Annotated in this window: 11 protein-coding genes; 3 read left to right on the plus strand and 8 right to left on the minus strand. The window is 34.2% G+C overall.

Features of this window, described 5'->3' with window-relative positions; translation table 11 throughout:
- Positions 1 to 245: 245 nt before the first annotated feature.
- From hppD to uvrC, 5 genes are all read right to left on the minus strand, one after another.
- Positions 246 to 1,406, minus strand: coding sequence for a 4-hydroxyphenylpyruvate dioxygenase (gene hppD, locus NAT47_RS02910; protein ID WP_250580118.1), 1,161 nt, complete (start codon positions 1,404 to 1,406; stop codon positions 246 to 248).
- A 51-nt stretch (positions 1,407 to 1,457) separates the two neighbouring features.
- A complete protein-coding gene (locus NAT47_RS02915) occupies positions 1,458 to 2,618 on the minus strand; it encodes a homogentisate 1,2-dioxygenase (protein ID WP_250580119.1) in 1,161 nt (386 codons plus the stop codon).
- Positions 2,619 to 2,829: 211 nt separating this feature from the next.
- Entirely contained in the window at positions 2,830 to 4,290 is a 1,461-nt protein-coding gene (locus NAT47_RS02920) for an APC family permease (protein ID WP_250580120.1), read from the minus strand.
- Positions 4,291 to 4,360: 70 nt separating this feature from the next.
- Entirely contained in the window at positions 4,361 to 6,559 is a 2,199-nt protein-coding gene (locus tag NAT47_RS02925; protein WP_250580121.1) for a patatin-like phospholipase family protein, read from the minus strand.
- Positions 6,559 to 8,364 (minus strand): excinuclease ABC subunit UvrC, encoded by a 1,806-nt coding sequence (uvrC, locus tag NAT47_RS02930; protein WP_250580126.1) that lies wholly within the window; start codon positions 8,362 to 8,364, stop codon positions 6,559 to 6,561. The genes NAT47_RS02925 and uvrC overlap by 1 nt, the downstream gene beginning before the upstream one ends.
- Positions 8,365 to 8,688: 324 nt before the next feature.
- Here uvrC and NAT47_RS02935 point away from each other — a divergent pair, with 324 nt between their 5' ends.
- From NAT47_RS02935 to NAT47_RS02945, 3 genes are read left to right on the plus strand one after another with little or no spacing between them, the layout of a single operon-like run.
- Positions 8,689 to 9,663, plus strand: a complete 975-nt coding sequence (locus tag NAT47_RS02935) for a succinylglutamate desuccinylase/aspartoacylase family protein (RefSeq protein ID WP_250580128.1) — start codon at positions 8,689 to 8,691, stop codon at positions 9,661 to 9,663.
- Positions 9,664 to 9,718: 55 nt separating this feature from the next.
- Entirely contained in the window at positions 9,719 to 10,957 is a 1,239-nt protein-coding gene (locus tag NAT47_RS02940; RefSeq protein WP_250580130.1) for a pyridoxal-dependent decarboxylase, read from the plus strand.
- The gene (locus NAT47_RS02945; RefSeq protein WP_250580132.1) at positions 10,950 to 11,513 is read left to right on the plus strand and encodes a 5-formyltetrahydrofolate cyclo-ligase; all 564 of its coding nucleotides are present in this window, start codon (positions 10,950 to 10,952) and stop codon (positions 11,511 to 11,513) included. Before NAT47_RS02940 ends, NAT47_RS02945 begins: the two co-directional genes overlap by 8 nt.
- Here NAT47_RS02945 and NAT47_RS02950 read toward each other — a convergent pair.
- The 3 genes from NAT47_RS02950 to ileS form a co-directional block, all read right to left on the minus strand.
- A complete protein-coding gene (locus NAT47_RS02950) occupies positions 11,510 to 12,142 on the minus strand; it encodes a lipoprotein signal peptidase (RefSeq protein WP_250580134.1) in 633 nt (210 codons plus the stop codon). The genes NAT47_RS02945 and NAT47_RS02950 overlap by 4 nt on opposite strands.
- An 82-nt stretch (positions 12,143 to 12,224) precedes the next feature.
- A complete protein-coding gene (locus tag NAT47_RS02955; RefSeq protein ID WP_026725150.1) occupies positions 12,225 to 12,605 on the minus strand; it encodes a TraR/DksA family transcriptional regulator in 381 nt (126 codons plus the stop codon).
- Positions 12,606 to 12,654: 49 nt separating this feature from the next.
- Complete coding sequence (gene ileS / locus NAT47_RS02960) at positions 12,655 to 16,056, minus strand: isoleucine--tRNA ligase (protein WP_250580136.1); 3,402 nt, start codon at positions 16,054 to 16,056, stop codon at positions 12,655 to 12,657.
- Between the last annotated feature and the right edge of the window lie 27 nt (positions 16,057 to 16,083).

Genomic DNA, 16,083 nt, shown 5'->3' on the forward strand with positions numbered 1-16,083 from the left:
AATACTAAAACAAAAAAACCCAGTCAAAAATATGACTGAGTTTTTATGCTATTAACCAACCAAAAAACTATAAATTATGAAAATTTACTTGCAAAACAAGGCAAACTACCTCCCTATTTTGCGAGTGCAAATGTAAAAATGTTTTTTGAATTATTCTTAGTTAAATTTCAACTTTAACATATTTTTATCAAAAACAACACCACTACAACGTTGTAATTTAAAGATTTGTTAATAAATAATCGTTTTTATAATGTGCCTCGCAATTCTTGCTCACGCTCAATTGACTCAAAAAGAGCTTTAAAGTTACCTGCACCGAATCCACGAGCCCCCATTCTTTGAATAATTTCGAAGAAAAGTGTAGGACGATCTTCTACTGGCTTCGTGAAAATTTGCAATAAATAACCTTCATCATCAGCATCAATCATGATGCCTAATTTTTGAAGTTCGTTAATATCTTCTTTAAATTTAGACATGTGATCTTTTAATCTTTCAGGAATTGCATCATAATACGCTTGAGGAGGTGTACTTAAAAATTCAATTCCTCTAGCACGCATTTCAGCTACTGTCGAAATGATATCATCTGTTGCCACCGCAATATGTTGTACTCCTGGTCCTTCGTAGAAATCTAAATATTCTTCAATTTGAGATTTTTTCTTTCCTTCAGCTGGTTCGTTAATTGGGAATTTAATTCTTCCGTTACCATTACTCATTACTTTTGACATCAAAGCAGAGTATTCTGTAGTAATTTGTTTGTCGTCAAACGATAAGAAATTTACAAATCCCATTACATCTTCATACCATTTTACCCAAACATTCATTTCGTTCCAACCTACATTCCCCACCATATGGTCAACAAATTTTAAACCTACTGGTGTTGGGTTGTAATTTGATTTCCATTCTTTATAACCTGGTAAAAAAGTTCCATTATAGTTTTTGCGCTCAACAAACATATGAACAGTTTCTCCATACGTATAGATTCCTGCTCTTACAACTTCACCAAACTCATCTGTTTCCACTGTAGGCTCCATGTACACTTTTGCTCCGCGCTTAGTAGTTTCTTCAAAAGCTTTTCTAGCATCTTCTACCCAAAGCGCTACAATTTTTACTCCATCACCATGCTTTTTAACATGCTCTCCTATTGGAGAATCGCTTTTTAAAGCGGTGGTTAACACTAATTTTATTTTGTCTTGGACTAAAACATAAGATGCTCTATCTTTCACTCCGGTTTCTAATCCAGCATAAGCTAACGATTGAAAACCAAATGCTGTTTTATAAAAATGTGCTGCTTGTTTTGCATTTCCTACGTAAAATTCTACGTAATCTGTTCCTAATAATGGTAAGAAGTCTTGTGCTCCTTCAAATATTTTTTCTAATCCGTACTCTACTGATTTTATTTCTTGTGCCATAATTGTGTTTTTAAGGAAATTATCCTAAAGTTGTGTTTTTAAATTATTGTTTTATTTATCTAACCAAGACTGGAAATACTTATCGTCTGCAATTTTCATTGCTTCTTCGGTCACCATTAAAGGCTTGAAGGTATCTACCATTACGGCTAACTCTAATGTTTCTTTTTTACCAATACTTCTTTCCGCTGCTCCTGGATGAGGCCCATGAGGAATTCCTGCTGGATGCAATGAAATGTGTCCTGCTTCAATATCATTTCGGCTCATAAAATCACCATCTACATAGTATAATACCTCATCGGCATCAATATTACTGTGATTGTAAGGTGCCGGAACAGATAACGGATGATAATCATAAAGTCTTGGAACAAACGAACAAATCACAAAAGCATTCGTTTCGAATGTTTGATGTACTGGTGGTGGTAAATGAATTCTTCCTGTAATTGGTTCGAAATCGTGAATTGAAAACGCATATGGATAGTTAAAACCATCGTAACCAACCACATCAAAAGGATGCGTTGCATAAACTAATTCGAAAATTTCGTCTTTCTTTTTGATTTTGATTAAGAATTCGCCTTTTTGGTCATAGGTTTCTAATTCTTCTGGACGACGAATATCTCTTTCACAAAACGGAGAATGTTCTAACAATTGTCCGAACCAGTTTCTGTATTGTTTTGGCGTATAAACTGGCGAATGTGATTCTACAATAAACAAACGGTTATCTTCAGTATCGAAATCCATTTTGTAAATCATCCCTCTAGGAATAACCAGATAATCACCATATTTGAAATCTAAATTCCCTAACATGGTTCTTAATTTTCCGGTTCCTTTGTGAATGAAAATTACCTCATCAGAATCCGTATTTTTATAAAAATAATCGGTTGTTGATTTTCTTGGAGCTGCCAAAACAATATGACAATCGGAATTCGTAAGCACGATTTTTCTACTTTCTAAGTAATCATCTTGTGGCGCTACTTCAAAACCGCGTAATCGATACGATTGAATATTATTTGCCTTAGCAATTTTAGGCGCAACACTGTATTGTCTTTTAATTTCCTTTACTTGTGTAGGACGATGCTCGTGATACATATTTGTTGACATTCCGTCAAAACCTACTGTACCAAATAGCTGCTCATAATACAAATCCCCGTTAGGTTTACGGAATTGAATATGACGCTTGTGAGGAATTTTTCCTAATTTATGATATATTGGCATTTTTTAACTTTTTTAGATAGTTAAGTAAATATGTCGAAGAGCCAATTGCAACTAAAATCTAGAAATTGGCGTAATAAAAAATCATTCAGGATTCCTCTTGATGAGGAACTTTAAGTATGCTAATAAATTTTTAAAAACTGGTTTCATAAAATAATTTATCTCAACAAATATCGTAAAAAAATAAAAAAAGCCACTAAAAGTGGCTCTTTTTTTATTCGTGCTTTTCGAGTTTTGAATTTCGTTTTCCATAAAGAAAGTAAACTACTACCCCTATAGCTAGCCATCCTAATGAAAGAATTTGAGCTTCTTTACTTAAATTAAACATTAAATAAGTATTAATTAAAATTCCTAAAACTGCTATTACAGGCAATGCAGGAACTTTGAAGGTTCTAGTTAAATTTGGCTGTTTCACTCGTAGAATCCACACGGCAATACAAACCATTGTAAAAGCAAATAAAGTTCCAAAACTAGTCATGTCTGCTAACTTACTAATTGGTGTAAAAGCCGCCACAACAGCAATAAAACCTCCTAAAATCATTAAGTTAGTTTGCGGTGTACCAGAAATAGGATTAATTTTTGAAAATACAGAAGGGATCAAACCGTCTTTAGACATTCCAAGAAAAATTCTTGATTGCCCCATAATCATTACCATTAAAACTGAAATTAAACCTACGGTTGCTGCAATAGTAATAATAAAACCTGCCCAACCTTGACCAGCAATGTCAAAAGCATAAGCCACAGGCGCTTTAATAGCTTCAGGATATTTTCCTAGTGGATCAAAATCTTGATAATTCATCATTCCTGTCAATACTAATGAAACCAAAATGTATAAAATAGTACAAATTAACAAAGATGCGATGATAGCAAATGGTAAATCTTTTTTAGGGTTTATAGCCTCACCTGCTTGTGTTGATACAGCATCAAATCCTACGTAAGCAAAGAAAATAGCTGCAGCTCCAGAAATAATACCCGCTACACCATACGCATTATGAGTTGTTTCTTTTTCAACTATTTGAGTAGCAGCTGGAATAAACGGATCCCAATTATCAGTATTTATAAAAAATGCTCCTGCAATAATTACAAATAATATAGCAGAAACTTTTAAAATAACAATTAAATTGTTTGCTTTTGCGGCGCTACTTGTACCTTTGATTAAAATTGAAATTACAAAAAGGACAATTAAAAACGCTGGTAAATTCATTGAAAATCCTTCTCCAGTATAACTTGCAGGATCTGTCGTAAGCCATGTAGGAAGTTCTAAACCAAAAAGTTTGAGAAGCTTATTAAAATATCCCGACCAAGAAACGGCCACAGTCATTGAACCCATCGCATACTCTAAAATTAAACCCCAGCCGATAATCCAAGCAAAGATTTCTCCAATTGTACCATAGGCATAGGCATATGCTGAACCTTCAACAGGTAAAATGGAAGCAAATTCAGAATAACACAATGCTGCAAAAACGCAGGCTATACCTGCAATTATAAAAGAAATAGCTAGTGCAGGACCTGCATGATAATAGGCTCCTGTTCCAGTCAGAACGAAAATTCCTCCACCAATAATTGCCCCAACACCAATAGCAGTAAGGCTCCATTTACCTAGAACCCTCTTTAATTGACTTTTTTTCATGTCTGCTTCAAAAGCAGAAACAGGTTTTACTCTCCAAATTGACATAGTAGTAGTTAAATGATTAAGTTCCCAAATTTATAATAATTTAATTAATTTTTTAAAAAATTATTTTTTATTAAAAAATAAAGCCAACATTTACCCAAAAATAACTATTACTAGTCTCTGGAGACCAACTATATTTTAGTTCAATAGGGCCTAATATTGTCTCTAACCCGTAGCCTAAGGCAAAGCCTGAATATCGAGGCTTATCAATCCATTTTTTTGTAGCATCAAAAATAAAATTGCCCACATTTGCTACATTATATGAAAAATTTATGTGATTTTTTTTATAGAATTCATAATCAATCGTAGAACTCCCTTTTATATAACTGTTTCCTAAAATCGATAAAAAATCATATCCATAAAACGGTTTAAAGTTATTTACCTCTCTAACTGTAGTACCGCCAAGAATAAAATCAAAAAACGGTGTAGAACTTCTTCCAATTTTAAATCCAACTTCAGATTGTAACAAAACAGATATTTTTTTTATTGGACTTAGAACAACCCCTAAATCAAATTTACTAATAGAAAAACGTTCAAAATCATTATTATTACCCGATGAATAAACATAAGAACGAAGTTCAGAATTAAGATTCCAACCAGTTCTGGGAAAATATTTTTTATCAAAAGAATCGTATTTCATATAGCCAAAAACAGACAAATAATTACTGTTTTCAAATACTGGAGCAACATTTTGGAGTGTTTCAGACTCTAACCTTAACCATTTATATTCTATGCCAGCACCTAGTGAAAATTTATGCGCAAAAATTGTTTGCAAATATGCTTGATTACTCAGATCTAAAAAATCAACATTTATGGCATTCAAAGCATCATTAAAAACAACTTCATTGCTAATATTACTTGTAATGTTTCTATTAAAAGTGATTAATTTAGAATTAAAGCCAAAACTCCAATAAAAACCATTATCAATATAGTAATCAAAATTGTATCGAATGTTATCTCCCAAAACCAAATCAAAAGATGCGACATCATTTTTTGCAATCAATCGCTTTTTTGTGTAATTCAGTAAAACTCCACTTTTAAATAAACCATCATAATGTAATCCAAATTTCAAGAAAGTATTTACATCATTTTCTTTTAATTGCAACATCAACTTGTTTCCATTATCCTTTTTTTCAAAGGAATAATTTATACCGCTAAAGTTTTGTGTAGCATTTAAATTTGAAATACCTTTATGCAACTGTGCTGTTGAAACTTTTGAATTATTTTTAAACCTCAATTTTCCTAAAACATAAGACCTTGTAAAATTATCTAGCTTATTAAAGGTAATTTCCTTTATGTAAATAGAATCTTGAATCATCACTTTTCTATCATTAGGTGTGTTTAAATTACCAAAAGGAGCTAGTTCTTTAATAAATTCAGATGCTTTTTGCTTTCCTTTTTCAATAATTTCCTTTCCTTTTTCAAAAGCTACCACCGTAAATCCTTTAATATCGGGCTTTATATAAATATTTGTTGCCTTTTGCTTTCCTTCCATTCTCTCAATCATAGAAAAATTATTGATTTGTACCAAAACAGAAGTAACATCTTTTAATTGCTCTCTTGTTCTTAATCCATCCTGAACATCAACACCAATAATTACATCAATCCCTCTTGATTTTAACTCCTCGATAGGATAATTATCCACAACACCGCCATCAATTAAAAGTCTTCCATTAATTTCAAATGGACTATATAAGGTAGGCAGCGCACCACTAGCAATCATACTTTGTGCTAAGATTCCTGAATCTAAAACTACCTTCTCACCCGTTTCTGCATCTGTTGCAATGCATAAAAACGGAACGGGTAACTGTTTAAAATCACGAACATGACTTACATGTTGTGTTAAAGAAGACAACAAATTGAAATTGTACAATCCTTTAGAAAGTCCTTTCGGCAATCCCAATTTAAACTTGTTAAATGGAAGCGTTAAAGCATAGATCTCGTCATTTCGCTTTTCGTAAAAAGATTTAGCTTCTCTTGGTGTATAATCTTGAAGTAAGGCATCAACATCAACGTTAGAAAAAATAGAATCCAATTGTTCTGCATTATAACCCGATGCGTACAATCCACCTACAATCGCACCCATACTAGTTCCTGCTACGTAATCGATTTTTATTCCTAACGAATCGATTACTTTTAGCACGCCAATATGTGCCAATCCTTTTGCACCACCACCACTAAGTACGAGTCCAACTTTTGGTCGCGTGTTTTCTTGTCCTAAGCTGATTTGGGTTAAAAATAGTAGGCTTACAAACAAGAAGAGTTTTTTCATTATTTAGTTTCAGATTGAATTGTCTTGTAAAAGTCGGAAATTTTTTTGGCTTTTGAAACACCTACCACTTCCGAAATAGCTTTTTCATCAGCATTTTGTAATCTTTTTACACTTTTAAAATGTTTCATTAATGTAATCATCGTTTTTTCTCCAATACCCGGAATACTTTCTAAACTATTAGTCAAAGCCGATTTACTTCGTTTGTCTCTGTGATGCGTAATTCCAAATCGGTGTGCTTCGTTTCGTAAATGCTGAATCACTTTTAAGGTTTCCGATTTTTTATCCAAATACAATGGCACCGAATCGCCTGGATAAAACAATTCTTCCAAACGTTTAGCTATTCCGATGATGGCAATTTTTCCACGCAAACCTAAATCATCCAAACTTTTTAAAGCCGAAGATAATTGGCCTTTTCCACCATCAATAATAATCAATTGTGGTAATGGTTGATTTTCATCTAACATGCGTTTGTATCTTCGATAAACCACTTCTTCCATAGAAGCGAAATCATTTGGGCCTTCAACCGTTTTGATATTGAAATGACGATAATCTTTCTTGCTCGGTTTTCCATCTTTAAACACCACACAAGCCGAAACTGGATTGGTTCCTTGAATATTCGAATTATCAAAACACTCGATATGTCTTGGCTCAACTGATAAACGCAAATCTTTTTGCATTTGCGCCATGATGCGATTCGTATGACGTTCTGGATCGACTATCTGAATTTGTTTTAATTGGTCTAATCGATAAAATTTAGCGTTACGCTCTGATAAATCTAAAATTTGCTTTTTATCGCCCAATTGCGGCACCGTAACTTTTATATTTTCGCCTAAATCAATTGGGAAAGGAACCACAATTTCTCGTGCATTCAAATGAAAACGTTCGCGTAATTCAACAACGGCCAATTCCAATAATTCTTCGTTGGTTTCGTCTAATTTTTTCTTTAATTCCAACGTATGCGAACGAACGATAGCTCCATGTGAAATCTGTAAAAAGTTCACATACGCCATCGTTTCATCGGAAATAATAGAAAACACATCCAAATTGGTAATTTTCGGATTTAAAACCGTAGAACGCGATTGGTAATTTTCTAAAACCTCGATTTTTTCTTTGATTTTTTGCGCTTCTTCAAACTTCATTTCCATCGCTAAATCAGTCATTAATTTTTTGAAATCTTTCAAACTTTCTTTGAAATTTCCCTTCAAAATTTGACGGATTTTTTCGACTTGATTTTGATAGTTTTCAGCCGTTTCATATCCTTCACAAGCGCCTTTACAATTGCCAATATGATATTCCAAACAAACTTTGAATTTCCTTGAATCAACATTCGCTTTCGATAAATCGTAAGTACAAGTTCGTAGTGGATACAATTCTTTAATTAAATCTAAAATCGTATGAACCGTTTTAAAACTGGTGTAAGGTCCAAAATATTCCGAACCGTCTTTAATCATTTTTCGAGTAGAAAATATTCGTGGAAATCGTTCGTTTTTAATGCAAATCCAAGGATAGGTTTTGTCATCACGAAGCAACACATTATAACGTGGTTGTAATTTTTTTATCAGATTATTTTCCAATAATAACGCATCGGTTTCTGTAGGAACAACAATGTGTTTTATAGTCACAATTTTCTTAACTAAAACCGAAGTTTTATAATTATCGTGATTCTTCGTAAAATACGATTGAACGCGTTTTTTTAAGTTTTTCGCTTTCCCAACATATAGAATTTTTCCTTCCTTATCATAATATTGATACACACCCGGATTATCGGGCAAGGTTTGGATTTGAAGTTCTAATGGTGTTTGCATTTTTAAAAAAGAGGTAAAGAACAAAGATAAGAGAATTGTTTGAATTGGCACGCGGATGAAACGGATGCTTTGCTGCTTAGATTTGAGCTTTGTTTTTACACAGAGATTCACAGAGGTTTTTTTTGATGTTGATTCTGTTGAAAGAGATACACCGAGGCGTTGTACTTTTTTAAATTTATCTCAATTTCAAATCCTGAAAATCTTTGAAATCTGTGGCATAACAACTTACATTATTTTCATTTAAACTTTTCATTTCTCAAATTTCTTACATCTGTGTTCCTAAATGAGATTTGTTTTGTATTTTTAACACTTTAGATTTTAAAAATGACAGCCTCAAAACCACTTGTAATCCTTAAAGAAACCATTTTAGCGGGTGAAAGCAAAACCATTAACATGGAAATTGCCAAGTTGCACACCATGAACAAATTGAAAATTCCAATAATTGTGGAACGTTCAAAACTTGATGGTCCAACAGTTTTATTCACCGCATGTTTGCATGGCGATGAAATCAACGGAACTGAAATTGTGCGTCAGTTAATTGTTCAAAAAATCAACAAACCAAAACGCGGCACTATAATTTGCATTCCAATTATCAATATTTTCGGATTCATCAATAAAACACGTGAATTTCCAGATGGTCGCGATTTGAATCGGGTTTTTCCTGGTAGTAAAACAGGTTCTTTAGCGAGTCGTTTTGCGTATTATATTTTGAAAGACATTATTCCGCACGTAGATTATGCGATTGATTTTCATGCTGGTGGTGCCAGTCGATTTAATGCGCCTCAAATTAGAATTGTACCTGAAAACCCTGAATTAAAAGAACTTTCCGATGTTTTTAATGCGCCTTTTACTTTGTATTCGAAGAATATTTCGGGTTCGTTTCGAAATTCTTGCGATAGATTAGGCGTTAAAATGCTGCTTTTTGAAGGAGGAAAATCATTGGATTTAAATCTTCAAGTTACCGAAGAAGCAGTGGAAGGAACTAAACGTTTTTTACATCATTTAGAAATGCTAAATCCAAGAAAGAAAGTAACTAATCCACAAAATAAAACCATTTACATCGAAAAATCCAGTTGGATTAGAGCGAAATATTCTGGCATGTTTCATGGTTTAACCACCGTAGGAAGTTTTGTCAAAAAAGGCGAATTATTGGCTACTATTTCTGACCCTTATGGAAAAATCGAACATAAAGTAAAAGCACCTCATGAAGGTTATATTATTAATGTAAATGATGCACCCATTATTTATCAAGGCGATGCTATTTTTCACATTTCTACCCATTTAGAATCGGAAAGCTAACAATTATCATGTTTTTATTGGATTAGTACCTGTAATTTCGTCAAAATTTTTAGGTATGAACTTCTGGAAAAAACTTACACACGAAGAAAGAAAAGCCCGTATTGAAAAGGCTTTACACGATAATGTAAATTTCTCAAAAGACGCTTCTTTGGGTTATCCTGCATCTAAATTAGATGGTCGCGTTTTTTATGATGATGCTCCTTTTTTGAAAGATGCACCAACGCTTCAAACCTATGTTGCCAATCCAAATAACATTGGTTGTCACACTTTTGGTACTTCGGAAAAAGCATTTTATGGCACTCAAGAAATTGAGCGTGAAGTTTTAAACGTAATTGCCGTTGATATTTTTAAAGCTAAAGAAAACGAATTCGACGGTTACATCGCTCCTGGTGGAACGGAAGCCAACATTCAAGCTATTTGGGTTTTTAGAAATGAATTCATGCACAATTTCGATGCAAAATTAGACGAAATCGCTATTTTAGCTTCGGAAGACACGCATTATTCGATTCCAAAAGCGTCTAATTTATTGCAAATCGATTGGTTGAAAATTCCGGTCGGGTTTGAAAATCGTGAAATTGATGCAGTTGCTTTAGATAACATCATTTCGGAAGCTAAAAATAAAGGTAAAAAATACTTCATCGCCGTTTCTAATATGGCGACTACCATGTTTGGTTCAGTTGATAATCCAGATGTGTATACTTCGGCATTGGAAAAACATAATGCTACGTATCGTTTGCATATTGATGGCGCTTATGGTGGATTTGTGTATCCGTTTAGCAATCAAAAATCGAATATTAACTTTAGTAATCCTAAAATTAGTTCGATTACGATTGATGCACACAAAATGTTACAAGCTCCATACGGAACTGGAATTTTTGTTTGCCGAAAAGGCTTAATCGAAAACGTATTAACCAAAGAAGCCGAATACGTAGAAGGAATGGATTTAACCCTTTGCGGAAGTCGCTCTGGTGCGAATGCCGTGGCGGTTTGGATGATTTTATTTACTTATGGCGCTTATGGTTGGTTTGAAAAAGTGAGTATTTTACAAATGCGCACCCAATTTTTATGTAACGAATTAGACAAATTAAACATCAACTATTTCCGTGAACCGTTTATGAATATTGTAACAATTCATTCGGAATCTATTCCAGAGAAAATTGCTGAAAAATATGATTTGGTACCACAACAGCACAACGAAAACAACAAATGGTACAAAATTGTGTTAATGGATCACGTAGAAGTAGAACATTTGACTAAATTTATAGACGAATTGAAAGCGTCTGTAAATGGATAAAAAATCGTTAAGGCAAAAGGCAAAAGCTGAAAGGCAAAAGTTAACTCTAGAAGAAATCGAAGACAAAAGTTTGGCGATTGCGAACCAATTGTTGCGTATGGACATTTGGGACAAATTGTATTATCATTTGTTTTTAACGATTGAAGAGCAAAAAGAAATTAATACCGAATATATGCTGCAAATTTTAGCGGGAAAAGATAAAGAAATCGTCATTTCGAAGTGCGAATTTGCCACTTTAGGAATGACGCATTTTTTATTAACCGATAATACTAAAATCAAAAAGAACAGTTACAACGTTCCAGAACCAGTTGATGGTTTAGAAGTACCTGATGCTAAAATTGATGTGGTTTTTGTGCCGCTTTTAGCTTATGATAAGCAAGGAAATCGCGTTGGCTACGGAAAAGGTTTCTATGATAACTTTCTAAGCAAATGCAAACCCGAAACGATTAAAATTGGGTTGTCTTTCTTTCCTCCCGAAGAAAAAATTGAAGATGTTTCCGAAAGTGATGTAAAATTGGATTTTTGTGTGACGCCTGAGGGGATTTTCGAATTTTAATTTTCCTCAGCTAATGCTTCTTCTTTATCCGAATGAGCAAACGCTCTTTTGTTGAAGACAATTAAAATTCCAACACCAGTTGAAATCGCTACATCAGCCACGTTGAAAATAGCGTTGAAGAAAGTGAAGTGTTTTCCACCCCAAATTGGCAACCAAGAAGGTAAGTTTCCTTCCCATATTGGAAAATAAAACATATCTACTACTTCGCCGTGGAACCAAGTACCATAAGGTTGGTCAGCAAAAGCTGTAGCTACTTGATGATAACTATCGTTAAAAATGACACCGTAAAAAACTGAATCGATAATATTTCCTAAAGCGCCTGTGAAAATCAAAGCAATTGCTACAATTAAGTAATTAGAAGCTTTCTTTTTTACCGAATCCCATAACCACCAAGCAATTCCGCCTACGGCTACGATTCGGAATAAAGTTAATATTAATTTCCCATGTTCGCCAGGAATTTCAGCACCCCAAGCCATTCCTTCATTCTCAATAAAGTGAATTTGAAACCAATCTAAACCCATTACTTTTATAGATTCTCCAATAAAAAAATGTGTTTTGATATAGATTTTTGAAATCTGATCAATTAATAAAATAGCAATGATTAAAATATAGGCTTTCTTTAACGACATGTTCAATTTTTTTGCAAAAATAGTGGAATTTATCAAATAAAAAACGCTCCAAACGGAGCGTTAGTATAATTTTGTAAAAAGATTAACGTTGCAAGTTTTTTGCTTCGATACTCATAGTTGCATGAGGAACGATTTTTAATCTTTCTTTACTTATTAATTTGCCTGTAACTTTACAAATACCATAGGTTTTGTTCTCGATACGAATCAAGGCATTTTTTAAATCTCTAATGAATTTTTCTTGACGAATAGCTAATTGCGAATTGGCTTCTTTACTCATGGTTTCACTGCCTTCTTCAAATGCTTTAAACGTTGGTGATGTATCATCAGTTCCGTTGTTTAAGTCATTCATATAAGCACTCTTAATAAGCTCTAAATCGTTTTTAGCTTTTTCTAATTTCGCTTGAATTAACGCTTTGAATTCAGCCAAATCAGCGTCTGAATATCTAATTTGCTCCTCTACCATAATTTCAATATTTTTTTATAGTTATACGTTGATTAAAAGCTTTTGGCTTTTATTTTGAAATTAATATGCTTGTTTTAATATCATCAAACTCAATTTCCGTACCATTTTCAAGGGTTGGAACAAAAATTAATGATTCGGTTAGTGTTTCTGACTTAATATACGATTCATTAGCTAAAACGGCCTCCTCAACTTGCGGATTTTTTTCCATTTTAACGGTAATCTTGTCAGTCACTTCAAATCCAGAATCTTTTCTGATATTTTGGATTCTGTTGATCAATTCTCTCGCGATTCCTTCTTTTCTTAATTCATCGGAAATAGTAATATCTAAAGCTACTGTAATTCCGTTTGAATTGGCTACTAACCAACCTGGGATATCTTGCGATGAAATTTCCACATCATCTTGTGATAAAATTATAGTTTTTCCTGGAATTTCCATAACTAGCTCGCCATCACGCTCTAATTTTGCAATTTGTTCTTGTTCAAAATTATGTATCTCTTTGGAAATCAATCCCATATCCTTACCAAAACGCGGTCCTAATGTTTTAAAATTAGGCTTAATTTGCTTCACTAAAACACCCGAAGCATCATCTAACAACTCTACTTCTTTCACGTTTACCTCTGCTTTAATCAAGTCAGAAACTGCCTCAATTTCAGCACGCTGATTGTCGTCAAGTACAGGAATCATAACCCTTTGCAACGGTTGACGCACTTTAATCATTTCCTTCTTACGAAGCGATAAAACTAGTGAAGAAACCGTTTGTGCTTTCATCATTTTGCTTTCTAATGATTTATCAACAAAGTTTTCAACCATTTTTGGAAACTCGGCCAAATGTACGCTTTCAAACGACTCAGAACCTGTAGCTTGTGTTAAATCTCTGTAAAGTTTGTCCATAAAGAACGGTGCAATTGGAGCAGAAAGCTTCGCAACTGTTACCAAACAAGTATATAACGTTTGATAAGCCGCAATTTTATCCTGTGCATAATCACCTTTCCAGAATCTTCTTCTACACAAACGAACGTACCAGTTACTCAAGTTTTCTTGAACGAAATCGGAAATAGCACGAGCCGCTTTTGTTGGTTCGTAATCCGCATACGCTTCATCTACTAATTGAATTAAAGTATGTAATTCCGATAAAATCCAACGGTCGATTTCTGGTCTTTCGTTTAATGGAACTTCCGCCTCATCATATTTAAAACCATCAATATTGGCATATAATGCAAAGAACGAATATGTATTATAAAGTGTTCCAAAGAATTTTCTTCTTACCTCAGCAACACCTTCAATATCAAATTTTAAGTTATCCCAAGGATTAGCATTCGAAATCATGTACCAACGTGTAGCATCTGGACCATATTCAGCCAAAGTGGTGAATGGATCAACCGCATTTCCTAAACGTTTCGACATTTTTTGTCCGTTTTTGTCCAAAACTAATCCGTTTGAAACTACGTTTTTGTATGCTATTTTATCAAAAACTAATGTTCCAATTGCATGTAATGTATAGAACCAACCACGTGTCTGGTCAACACCTTCCGCAATAAAATCGGCTGGGAACGCCTTATTTTCGTCGATTAATTCTTTGTTTTCGAATGGATAATGCCATTGTGCATAAGGCATCGCACCTGAGTCGAACCAAACGTCAATTAAATCCGTTTCGCGTTTCATTGGTTTTCCTGATGGAGAAACTAAAACGATGTTATCCACTACATTTTTATGTAAATCCACTAAATCGTAGTTGGCTTCGCTCATGTCGCCAATTTTGAATCCTTTGTATGGATTTTCAGCTTGGAAACCAGCTGCGATTGATTTTTCGATTTCGTTGTACAATTCTTCAACCGAACCTACCAACATTTCTTCTGTTCCATCTTCACTTCTCCAAATTGGCAAAGGAATTCCCCAATATCTAGAACGCGACAAGTTCCAATCGTTTGCGTTTTTCAACCAATTTCCGAAACGGCCTTCTCCTGTAGCTTTTGGTTTCCAATTGATGGTGTCGTTTAAGTCGAACATTCTATCTTTGATTTCGGTTACTTTGATGAACCAAGAATCTAATGGATAGTATAGAATGGGTTTGTCGGTTCTCCAACAATGCGGATAACTGTGTACGTATTTTTCAACCTTAAAGGCTTTATTTTCTTCTTTTAAACGAATGGCGATTTCAACATCTACTGATTTCTCAGGTGCTTCGCCTTCGTTATAATATTCGTTTTTAACGTATTTTCCTGATAAATCACCTAATCCTGCAACAAATTTTCCTTGCAAATCAACCAATGGCACTGGATTTCCATTTTCGTCTAAAACTAACATTGGTGGCACTTCTGGAGTTGCTTCTTTGGCCACTTTAGCATCATCAGCTCCGAATGTTGGTGCCGTGTGTACAATTCCAGTTCCATCTTCCGTAGTAACGAAATCACCTGGAATTACTCTAAATGCATTTTCTGGATTTTGATATGGTAACGCTAATGGTAATAATTGTTCGTAACGAATTCCAACTAAATCAGCACCTTTTGCTTCGGCTAAAATTTGGTATGGAATCTTTTTATCTTCTGATTTATAATTAGCAAAATCTTCTTCAGACTCAGCCACAAAATACTTTCCACCAAATTGTTTTCCAACTAAAGGTTTCGCTAAAACAACATTGATTGGTTCAAAAGTATATTGATTGAAGGTTTTTACTAAAACATAATCAATTTTTGGACCAACAGTCAACGCTGTGTTTGATGGCAACGTCCAAGGAGTTGTCGTCCAAGCTAAGAAATGAACCGTTCCAAAACCTTGTAAGAAACTTGGTAACGTTTCGTCTTTAGCTTTAAACTGAGCCACAATCGTTGTATCGGTAACATCGCGGTATGAACCTGGTTGGTTTACTTCGTGCGATGACAAACCTGTTCCCGCTTTTGGAGAATAGGGTTGGATTGTGTAACCTTTGTATAGTAAATCTTTGTTGTAAATTTGTTTTAGCAACCACCAAACGGTTTCCATGTATTTGGATTTGTACGTCACATACGGATCTTCCATATCTACCCAATACCCCATTTTTTCCGTAAGGTCATTCCAAACGTCGGTGTAACGCATCACGGTTCTTTTACACGCTTCGTTGTATTCAGTAACTGAAATCGTTTTTCCGATGTCTTCTTTGGTGATACCTAATTCTTTTTCGGTACCTAATTCTACGGGTAAACCGTGCGTATCCCAGCCGGCTTTACGCTTCACTTGGTAGCCTTTTTGAGTTTTGTAACGACAAAAAATATCTTTAATCGCACGGGCCATCACGTGGTGAATTCCAGGCAAACCATTTGCAGATGGTGGTCCTTCAAAAAAAACGTAAGGTGTAGCTCCTTCGCGAGAAGTTACCGATTGTTCAAAGATGTTGTTTTTTTTCCAAAAATCAAGAACTTCTGATGCTACTGTTGGCAAGTCAAGTCCTTTGTATTCAGTAAATTTTGTACTCATTTTGTCGCTTTCTTAAATCAATTTGCG

The sequence above is a fragment of the Flavobacterium fragile genome, from assembly GCF_023634865.1.
Lineage (GTDB): Bacteria > Bacteroidota > Bacteroidia > Flavobacteriales > Flavobacteriaceae > Flavobacterium > Flavobacterium fragile.